This is a genomic window from Candidatus Dadabacteria bacterium (assembly GCA_026705445.1).
Taxonomy (GTDB): Bacteria; Desulfobacterota_D; UBA1144; order Nemesobacterales; family Nemesobacteraceae; genus Nemesobacter.
In genome coordinates this window covers 38,625-62,028 of sequence record JAPPAR010000003.1, presented here as the reverse complement: position 1 = coordinate 62,028, position 23,404 = coordinate 38,625, and the positions used below count along the sequence as shown (strand labels likewise).

The following is a 23,404-nucleotide window of genomic DNA, read 5'->3' as shown; positions in this document are numbered from 1 at the left end:
TTTAATGTTCAAAATCCGTATCATATTACTACATACCCAGAGTTTTTGCCAAACTTTACTAGCCGAGGTCGCTGCGCAAAACACTCTTTTTTTACGTTCAAAGGGAGTATAATGTTCCGGAAATGGAACTAGGATATTTCACAATGCCTCTTCATCCGTTCGGCTCTTCCCTTTCCGATACGCTCGAAGCGGACATGGAGCAGGTAGTTTTTCTTGACGAAATCGGTTTCAGGGAAGCCTGGATAGGAGAACACTTCACGGCGGGTTGGGAGAATATACCTGCCCCCGATCTTTTCATAGCCAAAGCCGCTGCTCTCACTAAACGTATAATCTTCGGTACGGGAGTTTCATGCCTGCCTCAGCATGACCCTTTTATGCTTGCGCACAGAATTGCGGTTCTTGACCACCTGCTTAAGGGAAGATTCTACTGGGGAGTAGGAGCCGGAAGTTTCATCGGAGATTTCGAAGCGTTCGGTATAAACCCGAAAACAGGGGAACAAAGACAGCTTATGAACGAGTCCCTTGAGATGATACTTAACCTCTGGAACAACCCGAGCCCGGGTGTTTACTCTAACTCCCGGTGGAAGTTTACCGTTCCCGATCCCGTGGAAAGGGTTGGTCTCGGAGTGCACACGAAGCCCTACCAGGAACCTCATCCTCCTATAGCGGTTGCGGGAATCTCGGAGAATTCTGCGAGTCTTAAGACGGCCGGGGAACGTGACTGGATACCTATGAGCATAAATTTCGTTATTCCTGATGTGCTTAAATCTCACTGGGCGGGATACGAGCAGGGTGCGGAGGCCGTCGGTAGAACACCTGAGAGGGCGAAATGGAGAATCGCAAGGGACGTCTATGTCGCGGAGACAACCGAAGAGGCGAGAAAAGAAGTAATAGAAGGCACGCTCGCAAGAGATTTCCGGGATTATTTTTTCACTATAGTTCCCATGATAAGAAACAACTTGAACCTGTTTAAGATCGACAAGTCAATGTCGGACCGGGAAGTGACCATGGACTACATGATCGAGAACATGTGGCTTGTGGGAAGTCCTGAGGATGTCGCCCGGAAAATAATCGAGCTTCATGAATTCGTCGGGGGATTCGGGATGCTTCTGGTCATGGGGCACGAGTGGAACCCGAAGGAAAAATGGCAGAAATCAATGAGATTGCTCAAAGAAGAAGTTCTTCCGATTGTGAAAGAGAATCTGCGGAGTGGGACCTGAGAGCGACCTCAGACCTTTAAGACTGCGGTTCGCGACTGAAGTGAATTCCGCATTCTTTGTCCGAGCCTTGCTCCCACCACCACCTGCCGGCCCTAGGATCTTCTCCCTCCTCAACGGCCCTTGTGCAGGGAGCGCATCCTATGCTTGGATATCCCATGTCGTGGAGCTTGTTATAAGGAACATCGTTTTTCCTTACGTAGTCCCATACCTGGTCGGCGGTCCAGTCAAGAATAGGGTTTATCTTGAGCATCTTTCCGTGCAGGTAGTCGATCTCAAACTTGCTTGACTCTGCCCGCTGCTCCGTCTGGTCCGCCCTTATGGAGGCAATCCAGGCGTCTAGGTTTTTTAAGTATCCGTTAAGCGGGTTGGTTTTTCTCACTTGGCAGCAGAGTCTTCTGTTTTCAACGCTTTTGTAAAAAAGATTTACCCCGTGGCTGATCACCATCTCCTCCACTTCAGCCGTGTCGGGGAAAAGCACCTCGATGTTGATGTTGTATTTTTCTCTTGTCTTGTCCATGACGTCGTACGTATGGGAATGAAGCCTCCCGGTATCAAGAGTGAAGATTCTCGCTTCGGGGTTTGCCTTTGCGAACATGTCGACAAGCACCATGCCTTGGACTTGGAAGCTGGTTGCAAGCGCCACCGAGCGGTCGAGGTTCGCAGAAGCCCAGGCGAGGATATCCTCAGGAGAACTTCGCTCAAACTCGTGATTGAGATTCTTTACGTCTTTTTCAGAAAATTTCATTTAACCCAAAAAACTCAGATACGACGACAAGCCGTACTTTATATATACGAGGGATATGTAATAACTTACCCCTACGGTTATCACAGGAACAACAAACCAGAAAAAACCGATTTTTACAACATGGCTGTTTTTGGAAGTCTGGACAAATCCGTGCTGCGCGCACGAAAAACCCACAACTCCGGCTGTTACTATCTCGGCGATCGAAACCGGAATTCCGTATAACGAAGCGAGCAGTATTATTACCGCAGCCGTAAACTCGACCGAGATAGCCCTTATTATGCATATCTCCGTTATTTTTTTCCCTAGGGTCTCAAGAACTCTGCCTCCAAGCAGAATTGCTCCCACCCCCATTGCGACACCGGCAAGAATTGCGCCCGGATAGGAGTCTATCAGCCCTAGGCTTACTATCGGCCCTATGGCGTTTGCGGAATTGTTGGCGCCTCCCGAAAAGGCGATAAAAGTTCCGGATATGGTAATCAGCACGGTCAGGATGACGTTGACTCTTTTCTCCGAGAAATTACTTGCGAGGTAATGGACTATCTTGAAATAGAAAAACTTTGCCACGGCGAAATTTATTAACCAGGCGACTATCGGCGCCAGAATCCACCATTTGAGCACCCGGATGAAGCTGTCGGAATTAAGTGTCTGAGTATAAAGACCGATTCCCACTATGGCGCACACTATGGCGTGGGTGGTGGCTATAGGCGTGCGGACTATATTCGCCCAGACGATGAAACCTATCCCGAGAAGCAGAATTATAAATATGAAGCCTATATCGGAAGAGAGGGTCTCGGCCGGCACTATTCCCTTGCCTACGGTCTCCACCACGGGCGCTCCGGCCGTAAGCGCTCCGAGGAGAGCAAAGATAGCTATAAGCCATACGGCCTGTCTTTTCGACCTTACGCCGGCACCGTACGATGTCGCCATGGACGCCGCGGAATTGTTGGCTCCTATGTTAAGGGCCAGAAATGCCGAAAGCACAAGTGTTACAACAAGTAAAACGCTCAATAAATCCTCTCCCCGCCTAAATATAGGTGACAGTAATTACGTAAAAACCAAATATCATTCCGGTTTGTGTGAAAAACAAAAGAGTTTTGCGTGGAGTTTTCTAGAGAAGTTCCGAAACGCTGAATATGGAAAAAAAGCTACAGCCCCGCTCAAGGAAGGCTTTTTCTGTGTTCTCTCCCCTGTCGACGACGCAGAGGACCCCACGGACCTCGGCTCCGGCGGACTCGACAAGATCAATGGCTCTTAGAACGGAACCACCGGTTGTAATCACGTCCTCAACTATTGCCACACTGTCTCCCTCGGTAAGTCCGCCCTCTATCATGTTCCCGGTCCCATGTTCTTTTTCCTTCTTTCTTACTATGAATCCGCGAAGCGGCATGTCCTGCTCATAACTTCTGGAAATGATGGCTCCCACCATCGGATCGGCGCCCGTGGACGGTCCTCCGACGGCCGTTACGCCTCCCTGAGCGGCGATTTCGCCCAGAAGTATTTCTGATATCAGGTGGGCGCCTTCAGGATCCAGAGTCGTGAGCCTGGCGTCAATGTAGTAGGAACTTTGCTTTCCCGATGCCAGAGTGAAATTTCCGAGCAGGATTGATTTGCTTTTTAGAATTAGTTTTAATTTTTCTCTGCTCTTGTTCATCTTCCGGGATTCCGAACTGAATGAAATGTTATTTTCGTAATTGTACCTATTGATGCGGAAAATCAATAAACCGGACCGGCTCCTTCTTCTGTGCGGAACAGCCATTTTTCTCCTGCTTGGGGCTATCGCTAAAATCTCCCCGGAACTCTCCTCCGGGGCTTTTAAGAGAGACCTGATACCGGTTTTCATATCGCTTCTGATTATTGCCTCGGCTGTCTACTTTGCGGCGGTGGGAAGTTTCAGAAAAAACCGCGCGTGTTCGCTTCTTCTCATAATTCTTTTCGGTCTCGGGTTCCGCGTTCTGTTTCTTTTTTCAACCCCGATACTTGAAAACGACTATCACCGCTATTTCTGGGACGGCGCCGTGGTTGCAAACGGAATGAATCCCTACGAGTACTCCCCGGAGGAAGTGGCGGAAGGCGGGGGAAACGAAAAACTTAGGGAACTCAAGCGCCTCTATGGCGATACGCTTGAGAAAGTAAACCATCCCCACGTAAAAACCATCTATCCTCCTATAGCGGAACTCTTCTTCGCCGTATCCTACAAAATATCTCCCATGGGCACCACGGCGTGGAGGATCCTGCTCATGGTGTTTGATCTGGTTACGCTGGGGCTTTTGCTTGCTAGCCTGAAGAAGCTCGACATTCCTCGTCAATATTCCATTATCTACTGGTGGAACCCGCTTCTGGTAAAGGAAATATTCAACTCCCTGCACATGGACATCCTTGCGTTTCCTTTCGTACTGGGAGCGATTCTTCTTTTTCTCTGCGAAAGGAAAAAGCTCTGGACGCTCGTCCTTTCCTTGGCGGTGGGAGTCAAGCTCTGGCCGGCGCTTCTTTTCGGGATGTTTTTAAATCCCCTTAAGGAGAAACGGCAAACACTGCTGCAGATCTCTATTTTCGCCAGTGCGGTCTTAATCATATTTCTTCCCATGGTTGTATTTAGGCTGGATTCGACTTCCGGCATCGTAGCGTACGGAAAAAGCTGGCAGAACAACAGCCCGTTCTTCACGGCGGTTCTTTCGGGATGGGAGTTTATCCTGGAGGCGTTTGATGTTCACCCCGGACATGCGCAGGCACATTCAAGAATTGGTCTCATCGCGATTTTTCTTCTCTGGAAGTTTTACGTGGCGTTTGTATGCAGGTCTTTAGGTCTCCACAGAAAAGCACTTCTGATAATTGGAGGTGTGTTTCTGTTGATCCCGGCACAGTTTCCTTGGTACTACACGTGGCTTCTTCCGTTTCTCTGCATAGCTCCAAGCCCGGGGTTCCTTGCTTTAACCGCACTGCTCCCGCTTTATTACCTTCAGTACTATTTTCCCTCTCACCCGGAGGAAGGTGGAATATTCGGGAACGCGGTGATATGGATAGAGTTTGCGCCCGTGTGGGTTTTTCTCGCTTGGGAATGGTGGAGGTTTCGGGCTTCGGAAAAAGCCTCAGCCATCCGAACAGACATTGTTGATAGCGGCTGAGAACAAGGGATTATCCAGATTGCCGAATGACTCTTATGGTGACTACTGGACCGGAATTCTGCTTTGTATTGCGTTTTTTACGGCCTTGTAATCGTTTGGAAGTTCCACCGGAACATTGCTTAGCTCAGAAGATATCCCTTCAAGAACGGACCTATGGTAGCCGGCTTTGAACTCAACGAATTTAAGCCCGTGAGCTGTGGAAACCACCACTATCTTCTCCTTGGGAGAAAGAACCTTTTTCTCAAGCAGTTTCAAAAACACTGCGAGTGCAACTCCTGTGTGCGGGCAGTTAAACGTGCCTGTTCTGTCCGCCATTGCCGAGGCATGGGAAAGTTCGTCTTCCGATGCCTGCTCCACAACTCCGTCAAATCGCCTGAGGATCGAAATTGCCTTGTTGATGCTTACCGGGTTTCCGATCTGTATGGCATTTGCGAGGGTTTTTTTCGCTGTTACGGGGGTAAATTCTTCAAATCCCTTAAGATAGCTCAGGTAAAGAGGGTTTGCGTTCTGTGCCTGCGCACAGACTATTCTCGGAAGTTTTTTTATGACGCCGAGCTCATACATCATCAGGAATCCCTTCCCGAGCGCGGACACGTTGCCTAGGTTGCCGCCTGGAATTATTACCCAGTCCGGGACCTCCCAGTCAAACTGCTGGCAAAGTTCTATGCTTATAGTTTTCTGTCCCTCTATGCGCAGGGAGTTGATCGAATTTGCAAGATAAATGTTATGCTCGCTGGTTATTCTCTGGACCATCTCCATGCAGCCGTCAAAGTCCGTATCCAGGGAGAGAACCAGAGATCCGTTCGATATGGGCTGGATCAACTGGGCAATGGATACCTTGTCTTTGGGGAGAAAGACTATGGAAGGAATGCCTGCAGACGCGCAGTAGGCGGCCAAAGCAGCCGATGTATCCCCAGTTGAGGCGCAGGCTACCGCCGGGATGCTCACGTTGTCGCTTATCATCTGGTTTACGGCCGATACGAGCACGGTCATCCCCAGATCCTTGAAGGATCCCGTGTGGCTGTTGCCACACATCTTTATCCAGAGATCTTCAGCGCCTACCTGTTTTCCGAACCTCTCGGCCCAGAAAAGGTTCGTGCACCCCTCGTACATTGAAACTATTTTCTCGTTTTCGATTGAGGGCATAACCCACTCCTTCTTCCCCCAGACGCCGCTTCCGAAAGGCCAGACCTGCTTTCTGTACCTGCTGTCAAAAAGCTCTTTCCATTGCTCGGGCGTTTTTTGCCCCAGAGTTTCCATGTCGTGCTGAACGTCAAGAAGATTGTCGCACTTCTTGCACCTGTAAATGATTTCGTCGATGGGATAGGTTTCAGAGCAGTTCTCGTCTATGCATCTGAAATGGGCTCGGTACTCACTCATTAAGAAAAGAAAATACATTTTGCCTTTTTCTCTGTCAACGCCGCGCAAACCCTTTTCTCCTGCTCCGGTGCTTACTTTAAAGTCCCGAATCTCTGCGTTCATTGACACTGACAGAGGCTTTCGGTAGTCTGGAAGAATCGGATGGAACGAAGAGCCGTTATCCTGGTAAAGGGAAAGGTGCAGGGAGTTTTCTTCAGAGTCTCGACGGCCCAAACAGCGACTGAGCTTGGCATCAAGGGACATGTCGAGAACCTCATGGATGGAAACGTCAGAATAGTCGCTGAAGGAACGACCGAGAATCTCGAAAAGCTGATTGAGTGGTGCGGAGAAGGACCGCCCCGCGCAAAGGTCGAATCGGTTGAATTCAAGTGGCTTCCACCCGGGGGCGGATTCATCGATTTTCGTATAAACAGAACTCAAAGGAGATCAGATTGATAATAAAATGCATCCCGGGCGGGATATTCATTGAAAACTGTTACATCATAGGGGATGAAGATACGAACGAGGCTATGCTCGTTGATCCCGGAGAGCAGATAGCGGAGATATCCGAGGAAATCGAAAAATCAGGACTCGAGGTAAAAAAAATAGTTAATACCCACACGCACTTGGATCACGTGGCCGGTGTCGAGGCTTTCAAGAAAATGCTTGGCATACCCTTTTACATACACGAAAAAGAACAGCCCGTCCTTGATTTGCTTCCCGAGGCGAAGATGAGGTTCCCGGGATTTGACTTTGTCGAAGTCCCTGAGGTAGATGGTTACGTGAAAGAAGGAGAAACTCTTTCTGTGGGGAATCTCAGGGGAGAGATACTCCTTGTTCCGGGACATACCTGGGGGCATATATGTTTTGTTTTCGGAAAATCAATAATAGCTGGAGACACTGTTTTCGCTGGAAGCGTAGGAAGGGTGGATCTTACCGGGGGAACGAGCATGACGGAGCTTGTCGGGTCGATCCGCTCCGAGATTCTTCAATATCCCGACCATTACGAAATCCATCCGGGCCACGGCCCTCAAACGACAGTGGGAATTGAAAAAAGGACTAATCCTTTTCTCGTGGGAACTTTTGCTCTTTAGAGGACATATGAGACCGCAAAGATTCATTAGGTTGGCTGCGTACTCGGTGATTGCCGTAGCGGTGGCCTTGATGTTTTTCAACGAGATTTCCAAGGTCTATTTTCTCAAGAACGAAAACAAGAGGATAGAGAAGAGGATAGAGGACTTAGAAGCGCAGAACAGGGCGTACAGAGAAGAAATAAAGGCCCTTAAGCAAGACGAAAGATACATTGAGAAAATACTGAGAGAGGAACTGGGGATGATAAAAGACAAAGAAAAGATATTCAGGTTCAAAGAAGAATAACTTTACAACTCTTGGTGTTTAGGCTGGTTGGGTTTTTAAGGATATATTTGTAAATGGATAGTTCAATCAGAGTTTCATCGGGGGGGGGGGGTATTTTGTTACCGTTGCCCAGCGTGAACCGATTCAGTACCCTTTCCTGACCAAGTACTTGGTCAATCATGCCAACTATGTTGCCTAAGATTGCGCACGCCTACTTCACCAATCCGCTTTCTCCCTGTCAAAAAATATTGTTTTTTCTGCCAACTTAACTGACTTGATAGGAGAACCTTAAGACTAATTATCCTAATGGCCAAGATTACCTTGCAATCCGTGGCTGGTACGCCATAATATTAATGTTAATTCTGTGCTATGCTGTCTTGCTGTTATAGCATTGTCACAACTGTCCGACTTACTTGGTTATTTGGAACAAACTCTTTTGAGATGAGGAAAAGGAGACTCCAAACCGCACAAGTCAACAATAACAATACTTAGAAGACCTTATAAGGTAGCGCATGAAGGGGAACAAGGGAAATTCTCTTTACAAACAAAGTTTTTTCCGCTTCATTGATCTTTTTGCGGGGGTCGGGGGGTTGCGTCAGGGTTTTGATAGCTTAGGGGGGGTATGTGCCTTTACATCCGAATGGGATAAATATGCCCAGCAAACCTATCTGGCCAATTACCGTGACGGTGAGGATCATATTATGGCAGGTGACATCAGGTATGTAGATGTCACTGACATACCTGAGCATGATCTTCTTCTGGCGGGTTTCCCCTGCCAGCCTTTTTCGATTGCAGGAGTAAGCAAGAAAAATGCCCTTGGACATGCACACGGATTTCGTTGCGAAACTCAAGGCACTTTGTTCTTCGATTTGGCACGGATTATTGAGCATCATAGGCCGAAGGCATTTTTGCTTGAAAATGTAAAAAACCTTGTCAATCACGATAAGGGAAATACTTTTCGGATTATCCGCAAGACTCTTGTGGATGACTTGGGCTATCATATAAGCTGTCGGGTAATTGATGCCAAAGGATTTGTTCCACAACACCGCGAACGCATTTTCATTGCAGGCTTTTGTGAGGAGACGGATTTCTCTCTTGAAGATGTTTACATTCCTGATCCCCTTGAAGGGCCACGACTGGGGACAATTCTTCACCCTGAAGATGGAACCGAAGGAAAGGACAAGCACTATACCGACTACGAGGGCCGTGTGAACAGCAAGTACACTCTATCTGATAGATTGTGGCGATACCTTCAGGATTATGCGAGGAAACATCGCAGACGTGGAAACGGGTTTGGTTTTGGGCTTGTAGGACCTGAGGATGTCGCTCGTACTCTTTCTGCACGCTACTACAAGGATGGTTCGGAGATTCTTATAAGGCGCAAGCGAGGCAACCCGCGAAGGTTGACACCTAGAGAATGTTCGCGTCTCATGGGTTTTGACGGACCAGACCAATCGGATTTTCTGATTCCGGTCAGTGATAACCAAGCATACAGACAGTTTGGAAACGCGGTTGCCGTACCTGTTGTGGAGTGTCTAGCCCGTTACATGGTTCCATATCTGTTAAACAGTGAGAAAGCCTCCAACTATGTTTCTCAGGAAGTTGTGGCGACCTGATGGCTGACACAGTGGATGCGTTCACACGCAGCCGGATAATGTCCAGCGTCAGAGGAAAAAATACCAAACCGGAAATGATGATCCGAAAGGCTTTGCATGCGCGCGGTTTTCGCTACAGGCTTCATTCTCCTGGAATCTGTGGGAAACCCGATCTGGTTTTGTCACGCTACCGTGCTGCGATTTTTGTACACGGTTGTTTTTGGCATGGACATGACTGCCATCTTTTTAAAATTCCCTCAACACGATCGGAATTTTGGCGAGCCAAGATTAATCGAAACCGCCAGCGCGATGCAGAAGTTCGGACTTCTGTTTTAGAAAACGGCTGGAGATATCTTATAGTATGGGAATGTGCACTTAGGGGTAAAAAACGCCTTGACTTTGAAACTCTTATGGATCGCATTAGTGCTTGGATAGCGGGTAATGATCCGGAAGATCAGATCACAGGGGAGAGAAACCCGTGAAATTTGGCATTCTTTCTGATTTTTTTGAGGGTGTGGGGGCAAAGTACCTTACCGAAGTGGAAATCAACAAGCTGCGCTCGAACCAACATGAATTCCAAGGTGTTAGCAGCTTTCGCAGATTCCTCGGAAAATCAGCAGAGAAGATCAGATTTCCTTCCACTTTTCACTGGCTTGATGATGAGGAAGACAGGGAACCAGCAAGTTCAAATTCCTTTTGCACTTGGAGTGATGTTCGAAGGAACAATCCTGCCCGTTCGGCAGAATATCATCTTTATTATAGTGCTGAATCCGAAGCAATTGTCCACAGAGCGAAGGTGGGTGATCTTCTTGTTATTGCGAAGACTAGGGAACAAAATCTGCATGTAATGCTTTGTCCTGCGAATACAACAATTGCCCGTCAGCTACTTTGGCTCTTCGGACTTGATCTAATGGGACGGAGGGTTGAAGCAAAAATTCTTGGGACCGATGAAGGCATTCATCTGGGTTATAGTGTCAGAGCAATTCTTGATGGTTTCGGCATTGAATTGGAGGCACCGAAGCCTCCCGATGCATTGGGAGAATTGATTGCCAGATATGGAGATGGATTTCCGGGAACTGCGGAGTTCTCCGGTTTTGCCCGTGACACACTTCCTGATGTTGATCCGGTTGGAGCACCCGATGAGACGCTGGCGGCATGGATGGACCATGAGGAAGTATTGTTTAGGCACTTGGAACGCTATATAATCGCCGATCAGATTAGAAAAAACTTTGTAGACATCCCCGATGTAGACGACTTCCTGCGTTTCTCACTGAGTATCCAGAATCGCCGCAAGTCACGGGCTGGATGGGCTTTTGGTCATCATGTTGAGGCGATACTGAAAGTACAGGATGTTCTATACACGCGCGAGGCTACTACTGAGAAGCGTAGAGGTCCCGATTTCCTCTTTCTTGGAGAAAAGCAGTATCATGATCCTGACTTTGATGCGGGTCTCCTAACAATGCTAGGTGTAAAGACTAGTTGCAAGGACCGTTGGCGGCAGGTACTTACCGAGGCAAACAAGATTGAGGAGAAGCACCTACTCACGATGCAACCGGGGATTTCAGAGGCACAGACTGACGAAATGCAAGCAGAGAGGCTACAGCTTGTTGTGCCAAGCGTAATATTCAGTTCCTACAATCCTGCACAACAGAAATGGTTGATGAACGTCAAGGACTTTGTTGAGTTGGTCAAGGAACGTCAGAGGCTCGGCGGTGATCATTCCTGAAACTGTCCTGCTCAGGAATATTCTTAAAATGTCTATTGGTTTTCTCGATTGAAGCATGAAGCGGAAATTGCTACTAGGTTCTGCAATGCTTATTATTGTAATAGAGAGGATATAGCCTTGAGCCAGCCAGTTGTTAACAATACACCAACTGTGATGTCTACCATCTCTGCTAAGGCATTTGATGTATTCTGCAGCATAGGTGGATTATCCTACGGACTGCAGAAGTCTGGAATCACAGTAGTAGCAGGATTGGACATTGATGCAACCTGTCGCTATGCCTATGAGGAAAATTGTCAGGCAGAATTTGTTCATTCGGATATCAGGAGCGTTAGTTACGCAGATATTTCTTCTTATTTTGACGGGGCGAAATATAGAATTCTGGTTGGGTGTGCACCTTGTCAACCCTTTTCTACACACACGAGTAAACATAGAAAGAACAATGAGGATTTCCGATGGAACCTAATTAATGAATTTTTGAGATTAGTAACCGAGGGAATGCCCGAAGTTGTTTCCATGGAAAATGTACCGGCACTCAAAAGCAAGGAGGTTTATCGTAAATTCAAAAGTACCCTGCGAAGGCATGGTTACCGGATTGCTGATGGAATCATTCCCTGCGCACACTTCGGCGTGCCCCAAAGTCGACGTCGTTTGGTCTTGCTTGCTTCTTTGTTAGAAGACATCTGTCTACCAGGAAAAAGGGTTGAAGATCCCATTACAGTGAGAAGAGCTATAGGGCACTTGGAAAATCTGGCCCATGGGGAAGCGAGCCCAACAGACCCAATGCATGTCTGCAGGTCTTTATCTCCTATCAATTTTAGAAGAATCCAAGCTTCGGTACCGGGAGGAAGCTGGAGAGATTGGCCAAGAGAGTTGCTTCCTGCCTGTTACAGGAAAAGTAGTGGCGGAACCTACCTCAATGTTTATGGGCGAATGAGTTGGGATAAACCTGCGCCGACGCTTACTACTCAGTTCCATGGTTATGGGACAGGGCGTTTTGGTCATCCTGAGCAAGACCGTGCTTTGAGTCTCAGAGAAGGGGCTATACTGCAAACTTTTCCAGAAGACTATAAGTTCTGTCCTCTCGGCGAAAAACCCACATTTTCTGTTATCGGAAAGCACATAGGTAATGCTGTACCACCCCTTTTAGCCACCGCTATCGGTAGTTCCATAATAAATCATCTGGAGAGTGTTGATGCGAGATTATGAACTGAAGGTTGATTTAAATGCGTTAGAGCATCTGGGGCTCAATTTGTACAGCAATGTTCCCGCCGTTTTATCGGAACTAATAGCTAATGCTTGGGATGCCGATGCGGTAGAAGTGTATCTTGATATTACCTTGATAGAGGATGAGAAAATAATCAGTGTCAGGGATGACGGTTGCGGGATGAACAAACAGGACCTAAGAAAAAAGTTCCTGACGGTTGGTTATAAACGCAGAAAAGATATGCAGGATGACCTTACCCCCAAAAAACGTCGCAGGGTTATGGGGAGAAAAGGTATAGGCAAACTGTCTGTTTTCTCCATTGCTGACAATGTCCAAATCTACACAAAAAAAGATGATCAAACTTTAGGTCTAGAACTTGTTGTTGAAGATATTCGCAATGATATAACAAAGGGCAACCGTCATTATCCGAAACCTATATCTGATATTCCTTCTGAGTACGAGATATTAACAGAAACGGGGACAATTATTGTTTTATCAAAACTAAAAAAGCGGATTCAATCGTCAATTGATGATAACTTGCGAAAACGAATTTCCCGACGTTTCAGCATATTATCAGACAATTTCAACGTATTTATAGCAGGTAGGCAGGTAACCATTGGTGACAGGGACTATTTCCATAAACTTGAGTATGTATTAGTTTATGGCGACTACGAGAAGACGCATTTTAAGCATCTTCCTGATGAGCGGATAAAAGAGCGTGGAAGCACGATAAATAGTGAGCAGGGTTATGATGTAAAAGGATGGATAGGTCTTGTCATGGAATCCGGATCCCTGCAAGATGGAGATGACAATCTTAACAAACTGGCTGTTCTGACACGAGGTAAAGTCGCTTTGGAAAACATCCTTGATATCTTCAGGGAAGGTGGTTTACATACCAAATATTTGATAGGTGAACTAGAAGCGGACTTTTTGGATTTAACGGAAAGAGAAGATATAGCAACTTCTAGCAGACAGGATTTTATACGAAATGAAGAAAGATTTTCTAGCTTATCAGAGTTTGTAAAAGAAGAATTGAAATTTTTAAGAGTGGATCGTGCTCGTTATAAAGAAGAGGAGGGTGAAGAAAAGGCAAAGGAGATTCCTGCAATTAATGAATGGTTACAAGGATTAAAAAGTGACGCACGCAGTGCCGCAAGAAAGTTGTTCGGCAGGATCAATGCTATTGCAACAGATGGGCAGCACAGAAGGACACTTCTAAAGCATGGTATTCTGGCTTTTGAACATCTTCATCATAAAGAAAAACTTAGTCAATTGGATCAACTTGATATTGAGAACCTTGAGATTGCGGTACAGTTGTTTTCGGAACTAGATGACATTGAAGCATCTTGGTACTATGAAATTACTAAGGGCAGATTGGATGTTATCCGTAAACTCAAGGAACATACCGATAAAAATGCTTTAGAGAAAGTTATCCAAAAACACATTTATTCACATCTATGGTTGCTTGATCCTTCGTGGGATAGGGCAACAGAAACTCCAAGCATGGAAGAAAACGTAAGAATTGCTTTTGATAAGATATCTGAAGAGGCAAAAGAAGAAGAAAAGGAGGGTCGGATTGATATTCGATACAAGAAGTCCTCTGGAAAGCATATTATTATTGAGCTCAAAAGGGCTCGTATATCAACGGAGACAAGTTCTTTGCTAGGGCAAGTAGACAAATACAGAAGAGCCATTAAAAAACAGGCTGAAGATGCGGGGGAAGATGGTCCCATTGAAACTATTTGCTTGGTGGGAACTAAATTGAAAGATTGGGACAGTGAAAAAGGTAAAGAGGAATCCGAAAAGACGCTTGAAGCTAAAAATATCCGTGTGATTACCTATCAGCAGCTAATCAACGATGCGGAGATCAGTTACCAAAACTATATCGAAAAATCTAAAGAGAAAGGTCGTATTAGCAGGTTGCTAGAAGCAATAGATGAACCAGAATTAGATTCTTAACCCGAGAAGTTTTTTCTACAGCATAGGATATATTCTTGCTTGGAAGAAAACAAGAAGAGGCATTTCATCAGGCTAAGAGGCTTGGACAGAATTTTCTGAACGATCCCAACATACTCCGCAAGATCTGCGTCACCGCAAATCTCCACAAAGAAGATCATGTGATTGAAATCGGACCCGGCAAGGGGAGCCTCACGGAGCATCTCGCACACGGTGCCGGCAGAATCACGGCAATTGAGAAAGACAAGAGGCTGAAGACCTTTCTTGACGAGAGATTCGGGGAATCTGCAAACGTCAGATTTGTTTACGAAGATGTCCTTAAAATCGGGTTCAGTCGTTTTTCCGACGGAAAAAAGACGAAACTTGTATCTAATCTTCCCTATAACATATCCACTCAGGTTCTAATTAAGCTTTTTGATGAAAGAGAACTCTTCTCAAAGATAGTAGTGATGCTGCAAAAGGAAGTGGCGCAGAGGATATCCTCTGCAAAGGGACGGAAGAGCTACGGTTCCCTCTCGATACTTCTCCAGAGCTGTTTCAGCGTAGAGATTGCCTTCAAAGTTTCCCGGCGCGTGTTCTATCCGGTTCCCGAGGTGGATTCGGCGGTGGTGGTGCTCGATCCGCTTAAGGAGCCTGTGTTTTCTGTATCGAGCGAGAAGACCTTCAGGACCGTTACCAGATGTGCGTTTTCCTCGCGGAGAAAGACCATAAGGAATTCTCTCAGCAACTTCTTTGAGAGGGAAACCGTTGAACAGGCACTTTCAGACTCGAGTATCGATCAGCGAAGAAGGGCGGAATCCCTTTCGGTTGAGGAATTCGCGAGATTGGCCGACAGCTTCCACGCGATAAATCAGTAGACAAGTTCCCTAAGAAGCAGATTCTGAAGTTTCTTTACCCTTGTTCCCATGCCGTTTGATATGATGGAAAAAACATAAACCCGCCCGTTTTTTGCGAATGCGTAGCCGGATAGAGATCTGGCTCCTTCAAGATATCCGGTTTTCGCATAGATTCTGCCCTTGAGGGCGCGAAATCTTTTTTTGAGAGTTCCGTCAACTCCGGCGATCGGAAGGGACGCAACGAACTCCTCTGAAATGTCCGGATCGCCGTAGGCCACATGGAGCGCCTCGGTTATATCCTCGGGGGACACCCTGTTTAGCCTCGAAAGACCGGAACCGTCGGCCACGGAGAAGTTTCCGTTAAGACCAATTCTCCTCAGATGATTTTCAATTACGTGCGTGCCGGATTTCCATGATCCCTGGGTGTTGAGATGCTTGGCCCCGATCACTTTGACTATGCTTTCTCCGATTATATTGACGCTTTCTTTGTTGTACTCATGGATAATGGTGCCCAGAGGTTCTGAGTAATGGGTGAATATTTTGCCGGTCCACCGAGGCACTCTCCTGCGCTCTATGGGTCCGCTTACTTCAATTCCTTCCTTCTTGAGAACTTGCTTGAGTGTAGCCCCGAAGTAAAAAAACGGGTCTGGCACCGAAATCTCTAGGGTCTCGGCTTTTTTTCGGGAGGAGACGTATCCGGAGAGCCTGAGTTCGTTTCGTTCGTTGTACTGTGCTCTCACACCCGATCTTCTCAGCTTGGTGGAAACCCTGTTTTTGATCGGGAAGGGAAACTCGGCGGGTTCCGTTCTCACCGTTGCGGGAACTCCCTGCACCCTGGACGCGGAAATTTTTATCTTGGCCGAGTTGTAATTAAACGAAATCGCCGTTACGGGAGGGCAGAAGTTTTTGCCGCGCCATTCAGGATCCCAGCCTTCTCCGTAATGGATGTCGTCAAAATACGAACCGTCTAGGTAAATCCCGCCCTCGATTCCTTTTATCCCGAGAGCCTTAATCCGCTCTGCAATCTCTCTGAGCTTCTCGATGTCTATAGTGGGGTCTCCGAACCCTTTTACGTAAAGACCGCCGTGGCCGACTCCCGAGTGTATTCCTCCACCCAGATAAAACTCCGTTTTGAACCGAAAACCCTTTCCGAGCAGGGAAAGCGCCGCTATGGAGGAAAGTATTTTGTTATTGGAGGCGGGAATGAATTCCTCTTTGCTGTTATAGCGAAAAACCGTCTTGCCGGTATCGGCGGAACGGACCATGACCCCGATTTTCTTTCGCGACGAGGAATTTTTCGAAATAAAGGAGAGTATTTTTTTCTCGTTTACTTCAGCGTGAGAAGGTGCCGCCGACAGAAACACAAAGAGTAAAACGAGCGTGTGCAGAATCAGGGTCTTTATTCTGGAATCCATCGTTACTGTATTCTTAGTGAGCCTCGGCCCAGTTCTCTGCGGCGCGCATTTCCACTCTAAGCGGTACTCTGAGTTCCCAGGCGTTTTCCATGTCGTTTTTTATATGAGTTCGTAGTTTTTCAAGCTCTGCTTCGTAAACCTCAAAGAGAAGCTCGTCGTGAACTTGGAGGATCATTTTCGAGCGAAATTCTCCCTCTTCAAGTCTTCTGAATATGCGGATCATGGCCAAATTTATTATATCCGCTGCGGATCCCTGTATCGGAGTATTTATAGCCTCACGCTCTCCTCTTCCCCTCTCTACCCTGTTTCCCGAAACAAGCTCCGGTATCGGCCTTCTTCTCCCAACAAGCGTCTCTGTGTAGCCCCTGTTCCTGGCTTCTTCAACTGATGCCTGCATATAGGTTTTCACTTCAGAATATCTGTCAAAATATCTGTTTATGTAATTTCTTGATACCGAGACCGTGGTACCGAGTTGCTTTGAGAGCCCGAAAGCGCTTATGCCATATATTATCCCGAAGTTTATGGTCTTAGCGAGGTTTCGCATCTCGGAGGTGATCTGGTCTTCGCTTGCGTTAAAGATTTCGCAGGCCGTTGCGACGTGCACATCCTTATCGTCTCGGAGAGCTTCAAGCAGGATCGGGTCCTCAGAGAAATGGGCGAGCAGACGAAGCTCTATCTGGGAATAGTCAGCCGACAGTATAACGCAGCCGTCTTTTGCCACGAACGATTTTCGTATTCTTTTTCCGTCCCCGGTTTTTATCGGGATGTTCTGAAGGTTGGGATCGCTGGAACTCAGTCTGCCGGTTGAGGTGCCGGCAGGGTTAAAAGAGGTGTGAATCCTTCCGGTGACCGGATTTATGAGTCTCGGAAGTTGGTCGATGTAGGTAGATTTCAGCTTGGAGAGAAACCTGTGTCTGAGTATGAGACGCGGCACCTCGTGGATTGTCGACAGATCCCTTAGAACTTCGGAATCGGTGGAAAAGGCGCCTTTCGCGGTTTTTTTCTTAACGGGAAGTCCTAGCTTCTCGAAGAGCACTTCGGAGAGCTGCTTTGTCGAGTTTATGTTGAACTTTCCTTCGGTTTTTTCATATATTCCGCCCTCGATGGAATCGAGATCCCTCTCGAACTCCTCAGACATTTTCCCGAGAATAGCGGTGTCGACGCTCACTCCCGTGAACTCCATGTCGCAAAGAACCGGAACAAGGCCCAGAACATTTTCCCTGTAAAGGTCCCAGAGCCCCTCTTTTTTCAGAGTCTCAAGAAATTTTCTTGAAAGAATAAGCGCCACGTCCGAATCTTCGCACGAGTACCTTGCTGCCGTCTCGATATCAACTTCGGCGAAGTTCTTCCTTGATTTCCCTTTTCCTGTAACGTCATCGTAGGAAATCATCTTGTGGCCAAGCTCAGTTCTTGAGAGTTCGTCAAGCTTGTAGCTTCCCCGGGAAGCGTCGAGCAGGTGTGCGGCCAGCATCGTGTCAAAGTAAATTCCCCTGAGACTGACGCCGTGATTTTTAAGTGCGAGCATATCGTATTTTATATTCTGTCCTATTTTCCTTATGCCCTCGGACTCGAGAACTGGTTTCAGCATAGAAAGTGCGGTCTCAGGTTTCATCTGCTTTTCGGCTTCCATGATTCCCGTGTGTCCTACGGGAACGTAAAAAGCCCGTCCCGGGGCTGTGCACAGTGAAAAGCCGACTATCCCTGCGTTCATCGGCAGTCTAGAATCCGTCTCGAGATCTATTGAGAGTTCTCCTGCCTCCTCTACTATTCTTATGACCTGGCCGAGGGACATCTCATCGAAAACAGTTTCGTAGGAATCGTATCTTACTGCTTCACTTTCGCCTGGCGTACGGGATGCACCGATTTCGTCTAGGAGCTTTTCAAATTCAAGCTCTGAGAATATTTCCTGAAGATCTTCGGCCGCGTATCCACCGTATCTGAAGTCCTCGATTCCGGTTCCTACTTCGACATCAGTTTTTATGGTAACGAGCTCTCGGCTGAGGTATGCATTGTCTTTGTGCTCTCTTAGCCTCTTCGCGACGCTGGGGCGAAGTTCTTCAAGGTTTCTATATACGCCGTCAAGATTCCCGTACTTGGATATAAGGGCCGAAGCGGTTTTCCCCCCTACGCCCGCCACTCCCGGAATGTTGTCAACCTTGTCTCCCACAAGAGCGAAGAAATCAATCATCTGTCCGGGCTCGATCCCGTACTTCTGGTGCACTTCCTGCACTCCGGTTACACGTTCCCTCATTGTGTCAACCAGAGTCACGTTCTCAGACACCAGCTGGCAGAAATCCTTGTCTCCGGTGACCAGAACCACCTTTGATGTTCCCTGTGCCCTGGCTATGGTTCCTATGATGTCATCGGCCTCATATCCCTCCATTGCGAGCATGGGTATTGAGAATGCCCGTACCAGTTCGAAAATCTTAGAGAACTGGAGCTGGAGGCTTTCCGGAGCCTCGTCCCTGTTGGCCTTATACTCAGGGTATATTTCGTTTCTGAACACTTCTCCCCTGGAATCGAACACCATCCCCAGGTACCTCGGTTCGTATTCCCTGAGAAACTTAAGAAGCATGGTTGCAAATCCGTAGACGGCGTTGGTTGGAAACCCATCGGAGGTGGAAAGATCGGCCCTTACGCCGTAATACGCTCTGAATATATATGAGCTGCCGTCAATCAGATAGAGCGGGTGCTGGGACATGAAAGAAACCGCTTACGCGTTATTCATTAAGTATACCCAACCGTCCTTGCGGTGGGAGAATCAGCTTGCTGGTGTGGTTTTGGGCGGCGTCGGAGACAACGTTATTTTTCCGCGCTGTAAACAAACGCTGGAGGGAAATTGGACCAGACGGTCTTCGACTTAACGACGCTTGTGAACTTGTTTCGGAGCGTTGAGCGGAATCTTCTGGCATTTGGAACCATCATGCTGATTGAATAGCTGAATGTGATCATCCTGCCTCCAGGCTTGAGTACATCCCAGATGACATTAAGCAGTCTGTCTTGGGTTCCGTGGTCAAATACGGCCCAAGGGAGACTTGAGATAATGCAGTCGCAGGAATCTTTTCCGTGCTGCTCGAGATATTTTTTCATGTTCTCCGCAGAATCCCTGTAGACTGTCGCGGAAGGACATCGTGATTTGGTCGCCTCGCAGAACTCGGGATTGATCTCTATTGCGAAAAACAGTGCTTCCGGACTTTTCTTCTCAAGAATCTTCTCGGTGAAAACCCCGGTTCCAGAGCCAAGTTCCACCACGGTTCCCATTTCGTTGAGCCGGGCGGTCTCGGTGACAAGCTCCGACAGCTCCTCGTTTGAAGGCCCTATGGAGCCGGTGCGCTTTGGATCTCTGAGAAACTGTTTTATGTAACCGTATGCTCCGAGTTTCAACGGCACCTCCGACAAACCATCAGTGCGGCTAAGTATAATGACTGGGACAGCTTTGTCCACTGAACTTTTTATGATGGCTTCTACTGCTCTGAAAATGAGACGGCCTGAACACCGTGCCCGCACCCTTCTGCCTGCGGCCGTCGGCTATTGCGCAATGGACGGAGCAAGTTATCCATACCTAACAACCGCGAGTTCGGAATTCTCTCATCTCGAATCAGAACCAGACGCCTTCTTCCATGCGGATATTTCCAGCGTGGGAGTGAGTTTATCATGTGTCGGTGCTGCCGCCGTGCATCCTCCCCCCACCGCATAACAGTGGAGAAGGGAATACGCCGTAAAGCTTATCACTGAGGAGGACAGGAGCAGCCAGTCGCGTTGCAGGCCTGCACAGCTACCCTATAGTACACTCTAAACCCAGGAGCGTCAGGAACCTCAAATCTCTGTATATGGGTTGTGCTCGTGGTTTCTACAACATGATCCGCGGTGGGGAAAACGTCGCAACCTGGTCCATCTCTCCTGTAAGTAAGTGGAAAATCGGCAATACCAACATTGATATGCACTTTATAATCAGTCGCCTCTGGAACCCTGCTATAAGTGACAATTACCTCACCTGATCCTCCAGGTTCTAGTTCTTGTGGTGAAATTCGGTGACTCAATATGCTCGGGTGAGAAGGCACTCTCCCGGAAGTGTCGGGTGGAGGGCCAGTTCCGCCATCTCCAAAACCCCTTCCGGGCGTCCAATTAATTCCAGCGCTTTCGGCCGCTTGCTCGCAGATATTCACGCCGTTAATGCTGATAGCCCCGCTTCCACTTCTAATACTGCCCTGCTCACATGAACCATCGGGATTTAGTGTTACCGTCTGGCCGGCAACTCTAACCGTACAGCTTTGACCGTCCGCGTTACCTGTACCACATTTGGATGTGGTAGCAGGTTCAGACCCTTGCGGCATGCGGGGACTCAGTGCGCCCCATACGCCCAAGCCGGCAACTTCTCCGCCAGCCGTTGTAACGCCAAAGGTTCCTCCCACTGCTCTTGGAATTCTGTTCCCGTTTCCGAAAAACTGTCCACCCCATTTGCCTTCCGCTCCCACTATACTTGGACTTGAATGTGCCAAATCCGTATCACCTCGGAAGAAACCGCTGTCTGAATTCCCGATATCTGCCTCTTCCAGTGTTACTGTTCCTTCAATGGGATAGCCTTCTTCATCAAGAAAGGAATGAATCTTCCCCTTCACGGTTCCGCGATCAAAATCAACAGTCAAAGTCACTTTCCCTTCAGCAAAATAAATACTGCCTTCTTCAGAATACATAGCGGTGGCGTCCCCTTCATAGGTCACAGGGTTGCTCACGTCCAGGCCGGAGAGATTTCCCTGTGTGAAGGGATCGCTGCCATCTCCGAAGACACCCAATTCTAAATCGTCAGTTCCGGTGGTGCTGTCCGGCACATATATCCAGACTCCGCCGGCTATGTAATCTTTTCTCTCCCTTGTTCTTTCCTCCGAATAGACATCGACGTAAAGATATCCTCCCGGCAGTCTTTTTATCAGTTCAATCCCGTCCCAGTTGTTTCCTCCAAGCCGGTTCAACACTGTATCTGTGGTGCTGTCAACGGACCATCCGGCGCTACTGTTCCGAACAATGTATCGAACTTGTCCTCCACTGTATGAAGCCTCAACTGAAACCCTGTCTGTCGTGATGCCGTTATTGGCATTTGAGGATTGGGTAACGCTACCCACGCTCGGTTCATTCTCTGCAGCTTCGGAAATTTCATCCCCGGCGTTGTTCTTATCAGCTTCTGATACGACGCTGTCCAGTACATCCCCTGCGGATGGTCGAGATGAACCTCCTCTTCCCCCTCCTCCCCCTCCGCAGCCATACAAAGGAAAAAGCCCCAGAGCAAGGGCAAGGATGTAAACACGCAGAAGCCTGCCGCTCATATTTCATCACCTCCATGAGTCAATTTTGCTAATACGATAATCTACCCCCCCCCTAGTCAAGTCAAGTGAACTTTGCCACTGTGTCAGTGCAGGCTCTCGAATCCCTTATTGCCTTAATTGCGGAAAGATTGTATTTCTTAATTCCGGTATTATATAAATTGCAGTCGTGACCCTCAGGATCTTGGAACCAGAGCTCAGCGAAGCGATGTTTGAAGGAATCTCGAAAAAACTCGGCACCACCCTCAAGAGAATAGGGGGCTACGGAAAACTCAGCGAAAAGAACATAGAGGACGCACTTCGCGAAGTGCGTCTCAGCCTTCTTGAAGCGGATGTCAATTTCAGGGTGGTCCGCCAGTTCACCGAGCTTGTCAAGGAAAGAGCACTGGGCCGGGAAGTCGAAAAGAGTCTCAACCCGGGACAGCAGTTCGTAAAGATAGTCAAAGAAGAACTTACCGGCATTCTGGGGCTGGAAAACGAACCTCTGAATCTGAGCGTCGCGCCGCCCGTGATAATAATGCTGGTTGGGCTTCAGGGTTCGGGAAAAACCACCACGGCGTCGAAGCTTGCCAAGTTTCTCAAGGAACGCTATGGCAAGACCCCGCTTCTGGTTCCCGCCGATATCTACCGTCCTGCCGCGATAGAGCAGCTCAAGGTGCTCGGAGAAAAAATAGACGTAAGCGTCTACGATACCGTGGCCGGTTCTGACCCCGTGGACGTGTGCGCGGATGCGGTCTCTGCCTCGGCGAAACATGGGGCGGACGCGGTGATCATAGACACGGCCGGACGCCTTCATCTTGACCGCGAGCTAATGGATGAACTGGGAAGCATAAAGAAGAAGGTAAATCCCCATGAAATCCTCCTTGTTGCCGACTCGATGACGGGACAGGATGCCGTGAACGTTTCGCAGAGTTTTGATGACGCCGTTGATCTCGACGGCGTAATTCTCACGAAGATGGATGCGGACGCGAGGGGAGGGGCGGCCCTTTCGATAAAGGCCACCACCGGCAAGCCTATAAAGTTTTTCGGAACGGGAGAGAAGGCCGACGCACTTGAGGTTTTTCACCCCGAGAGAATAGCCTCGAGAATCTTGGGAATGGGAGACGTTCTGAGCCTCATAGAAAAGGCGGAAGACGCTTTTGAAGAGGAAAGAACGAAAAAACTCGCGGAGAGAATATCGAAAAAGCAGTTCTCCCTCGAAGATTACAGGGAATCGATACTGGCCATGAGCAAACTCGGTTCAATAGAAAGCATAGCCCACATGGTCCCGGGGATGAAAAAGGTTACCGATAACCCCGAAGCGATGGCGAAGGCGGAGGAAGAGATAAAAAAGAGCCTTGCGATAATCAATTCCATGACGGTGTCTGAAAGAAGGAATCATGCTATCCTAAACGGCAGTCGCAGAAAAAGAATCGCCAAGGGAAGCGGAACTACAGTGCCTGATGTGAACCGCATGGTAAAAAACTACATACAGATGCGAAACATGATGAAAAACATGGGGAAAATGGGTAAACTAGCAAAAAGAATGACGAAATTCAGATGACGGGAGCAT

The 23,404-nt window shown here is 48.0% G+C and carries 20 protein-coding genes; 12 read left to right on the top strand and 8 right to left on the bottom strand.

All coding sequences use genetic code 11. The features are described 5' to 3' along the window. The first annotated feature begins 122 nt into the window (after positions 1–122). The gene (locus OXG75_01080; GenBank protein ID MCY3624585.1) at positions 123–1,220 is read left to right on the top strand and encodes an LLM class flavin-dependent oxidoreductase; all 1,098 of its coding nucleotides are present in this window, start codon (positions 123–125) and stop codon (positions 1,218–1,220) included. A 16-nt stretch (positions 1,221–1,236) separates the two neighbouring features. Here the strand turns inward: OXG75_01080 and OXG75_01075 are convergent, their stop codons facing one another. The 3 genes from OXG75_01075 to pyrE form a co-directional block, all read right to left on the bottom strand. After that, positions 1,237–1,965 (bottom strand): phosphoadenylyl-sulfate reductase, encoded by a 729-nt coding sequence (locus OXG75_01075; GenBank protein ID MCY3624584.1) that lies wholly within the window; start codon positions 1,963–1,965, stop codon positions 1,237–1,239. Further along, positions 1,966–2,973 (bottom strand): inorganic phosphate transporter, encoded by a 1,008-nt coding sequence (locus tag OXG75_01070; GenBank protein MCY3624583.1) that lies wholly within the window; start codon positions 2,971–2,973, stop codon positions 1,966–1,968. A gap of 100 nt (positions 2,974–3,073) precedes the next feature. Then, on the bottom strand, positions 3,074–3,616 hold the full coding sequence (gene pyrE / locus OXG75_01065; GenBank protein MCY3624582.1) for an orotate phosphoribosyltransferase: 543 nt from the start codon (positions 3,614–3,616) through the stop codon (positions 3,074–3,076). 52 nt (positions 3,617–3,668) lie between these two features. Here pyrE and OXG75_01060 point away from each other — a divergent pair, with 52 nt between their 5' ends. Continuing rightward, positions 3,669–5,087 (top strand): hypothetical protein, encoded by a 1,419-nt coding sequence (locus OXG75_01060; protein ID MCY3624581.1) that lies wholly within the window; start codon positions 3,669–3,671, stop codon positions 5,085–5,087. Positions 5,088–5,129: 42 nt separating this feature from the next. Here OXG75_01060 and thrC read toward each other — a convergent pair whose 3' ends face one another. Further along, entirely contained in the window at positions 5,130–6,467 is a 1,338-nt protein-coding gene (gene thrC / locus OXG75_01055) for a threonine synthase (GenBank protein MCY3624580.1), read from the bottom strand. A gap of 141 nt (positions 6,468–6,608) precedes the next feature. Between thrC and OXG75_01050 the strand changes: the two genes are divergently transcribed. From OXG75_01050 to rsmA, 9 genes are all read left to right on the top strand, one after another. Continuing rightward, positions 6,609–6,902 (top strand): acylphosphatase, encoded by a 294-nt coding sequence (locus OXG75_01050; protein ID MCY3624579.1) that lies wholly within the window; start codon positions 6,609–6,611, stop codon positions 6,900–6,902. Continuing rightward, positions 6,899–7,540, top strand: a complete 642-nt coding sequence (locus OXG75_01045) for an MBL fold metallo-hydrolase (GenBank protein MCY3624578.1) — start codon at positions 6,899–6,901, stop codon at positions 7,538–7,540. The genes OXG75_01050 and OXG75_01045 overlap by 4 nt, the downstream gene beginning before the upstream one ends. A 7-nt stretch (positions 7,541–7,547) precedes the next feature. Beyond that, entirely contained in the window at positions 7,548–7,823 is a 276-nt protein-coding gene (locus OXG75_01040) for a septum formation initiator family protein (protein MCY3624577.1), read from the top strand. Positions 7,824–8,314: 491 nt separating this feature from the next. Then, on the top strand, positions 8,315–9,418 hold the full coding sequence (gene dcm, locus OXG75_01035) for a DNA (cytosine-5-)-methyltransferase (GenBank protein ID MCY3624576.1): 1,104 nt from the start codon (positions 8,315–8,317) through the stop codon (positions 9,416–9,418). Then, positions 9,418–9,879, top strand: a complete 462-nt coding sequence (locus OXG75_01030) for a very short patch repair endonuclease (GenBank protein MCY3624575.1) — start codon at positions 9,418–9,420, stop codon at positions 9,877–9,879. Before dcm ends, OXG75_01030 begins: the two co-directional genes overlap by 1 nt. Then, positions 9,876–11,123: a type II restriction endonuclease gene (locus tag OXG75_01025; protein ID MCY3624574.1), complete on the top strand. Its 1,248-nt coding sequence runs from the start codon at positions 9,876–9,878 to the stop codon at positions 11,121–11,123. Before OXG75_01030 ends, OXG75_01025 begins: the two co-directional genes overlap by 4 nt. A 117-nt stretch (positions 11,124–11,240) precedes the next feature. Continuing rightward, positions 11,241–12,329 carry a DNA cytosine methyltransferase gene (locus tag OXG75_01020; protein ID MCY3624573.1) on the top strand — a complete coding sequence of 363 codons (1,089 nt, stop codon included), beginning with the start codon at positions 11,241–11,243 and terminating at the stop codon, positions 12,327–12,329. Continuing rightward, complete coding sequence (locus OXG75_01015) at positions 12,316–14,286, top strand: ATP-binding protein (protein ID MCY3624572.1); 1,971 nt, start codon at positions 12,316–12,318, stop codon at positions 14,284–14,286. The genes OXG75_01020 and OXG75_01015 overlap by 14 nt, the downstream gene beginning before the upstream one ends. 35 nt (positions 14,287–14,321) lie before the next feature. Next, complete coding sequence (rsmA, locus tag OXG75_01010; protein MCY3624571.1) at positions 14,322–15,140, top strand: 16S rRNA (adenine(1518)-N(6)/adenine(1519)-N(6))-dimethyltransferase RsmA; 819 nt, start codon at positions 14,322–14,324, stop codon at positions 15,138–15,140. Here the strand turns inward: rsmA and dacB are convergent. From dacB to OXG75_00990, 4 genes are all read right to left on the bottom strand, one after another. Further along, positions 15,134–16,534, bottom strand: coding sequence for a D-alanyl-D-alanine carboxypeptidase/D-alanyl-D-alanine-endopeptidase (gene dacB / locus OXG75_01005; protein MCY3624570.1), 1,401 nt, complete (start codon positions 16,532–16,534; stop codon positions 15,134–15,136). The genes rsmA and dacB overlap by 7 nt on opposite strands. Positions 16,535–16,547: 13 nt before the next feature. Continuing rightward, positions 16,548–19,235 (bottom strand): DNA polymerase I, encoded by a 2,688-nt coding sequence (gene polA, locus OXG75_01000; GenBank protein ID MCY3624569.1) that lies wholly within the window; start codon positions 19,233–19,235, stop codon positions 16,548–16,550. Between the two features lie 101 nt (positions 19,236–19,336). Then, positions 19,337–19,918 carry a methyltransferase domain-containing protein gene (locus OXG75_00995; GenBank protein MCY3624568.1) on the bottom strand — a complete coding sequence of 194 codons (582 nt, stop codon included), beginning with the start codon at positions 19,916–19,918 and terminating at the stop codon, positions 19,337–19,339. Between the two features lie 344 nt (positions 19,919–20,262). After that, positions 20,263–21,855, bottom strand: coding sequence for a hypothetical protein (locus tag OXG75_00990; GenBank protein ID MCY3624567.1), 1,593 nt, complete (start codon positions 21,853–21,855; stop codon positions 20,263–20,265). A 205-nt stretch (positions 21,856–22,060) separates the two neighbouring features. On the opposite strand from OXG75_00990, the gene ffh reads away from it, so the two are divergent. Continuing rightward, on the top strand, positions 22,061–23,395 hold the full coding sequence (ffh, locus tag OXG75_00985) for a signal recognition particle protein (protein ID MCY3624566.1): 1,335 nt from the start codon (positions 22,061–22,063) through the stop codon (positions 23,393–23,395). Positions 23,396–23,404 lie beyond the last annotated feature (9 nt).

What these genes read in the sequence shown, in the direction of transcription:
- OXG75_01080 (MCY3624585.1), top strand. Translation starts at nt 123, where the DNA reads ATGGAACTAGGATATTTCACAATGCCTCTTCATCCGTTCGGCTCTTCC.
- OXG75_01075 (MCY3624584.1), bottom strand. Translation starts at nt 1,965, where the DNA reads ATGAAATTTTCTGAAAAAGACGTAAAGAATCTCAATCACGAGTTTGAG.
- pyrE (MCY3624582.1), bottom strand. Translation starts at nt 3,616, where the DNA reads ATGAACAAGAGCAGAGAAAAATTAAAACTAATTCTAAAAAGCAAATCA.
- OXG75_01060 (MCY3624581.1), top strand. Translation starts at nt 3,669, where the DNA reads ATGCGGAAAATCAATAAACCGGACCGGCTCCTTCTTCTGTGCGGAACA.
- thrC (MCY3624580.1), bottom strand. Translation starts at nt 6,467, where the DNA reads ATGAGTGAGTACCGAGCCCATTTCAGATGCATAGACGAGAACTGCTCT.
- OXG75_01050 (MCY3624579.1), top strand. Translation starts at nt 6,609, where the DNA reads ATGGAACGAAGAGCCGTTATCCTGGTAAAGGGAAAGGTGCAGGGAGTT.
- OXG75_01040 (MCY3624577.1), top strand. Translation starts at nt 7,548, where the DNA reads ATGAGACCGCAAAGATTCATTAGGTTGGCTGCGTACTCGGTGATTGCC.
- dcm (MCY3624576.1), top strand. Translation starts at nt 8,315, where the DNA reads ATGAAGGGGAACAAGGGAAATTCTCTTTACAAACAAAGTTTTTTCCGC.
- OXG75_01030 (MCY3624575.1), top strand. Translation starts at nt 9,418, where the DNA reads ATGGCTGACACAGTGGATGCGTTCACACGCAGCCGGATAATGTCCAGC.
- OXG75_01015 (MCY3624572.1), top strand. Translation starts at nt 12,316, where the DNA reads ATGCGAGATTATGAACTGAAGGTTGATTTAAATGCGTTAGAGCATCTG.
- dacB (MCY3624570.1), bottom strand. Translation starts at nt 16,534, where the DNA reads ATGGATTCCAGAATAAAGACCCTGATTCTGCACACGCTCGTTTTACTC.
- polA (MCY3624569.1), bottom strand. Translation starts at nt 19,235, where the DNA reads ATGTCCCAGCACCCGCTCTATCTGATTGACGGCAGCTCATATATATTC.
- OXG75_00990 (MCY3624567.1), bottom strand. Translation starts at nt 21,855, where the DNA reads ATGAGCGGCAGGCTTCTGCGTGTTTACATCCTTGCCCTTGCTCTGGGG.
- ffh (MCY3624566.1), top strand. Translation starts at nt 22,061, where the DNA reads ATGTTTGAAGGAATCTCGAAAAAACTCGGCACCACCCTCAAGAGAATA.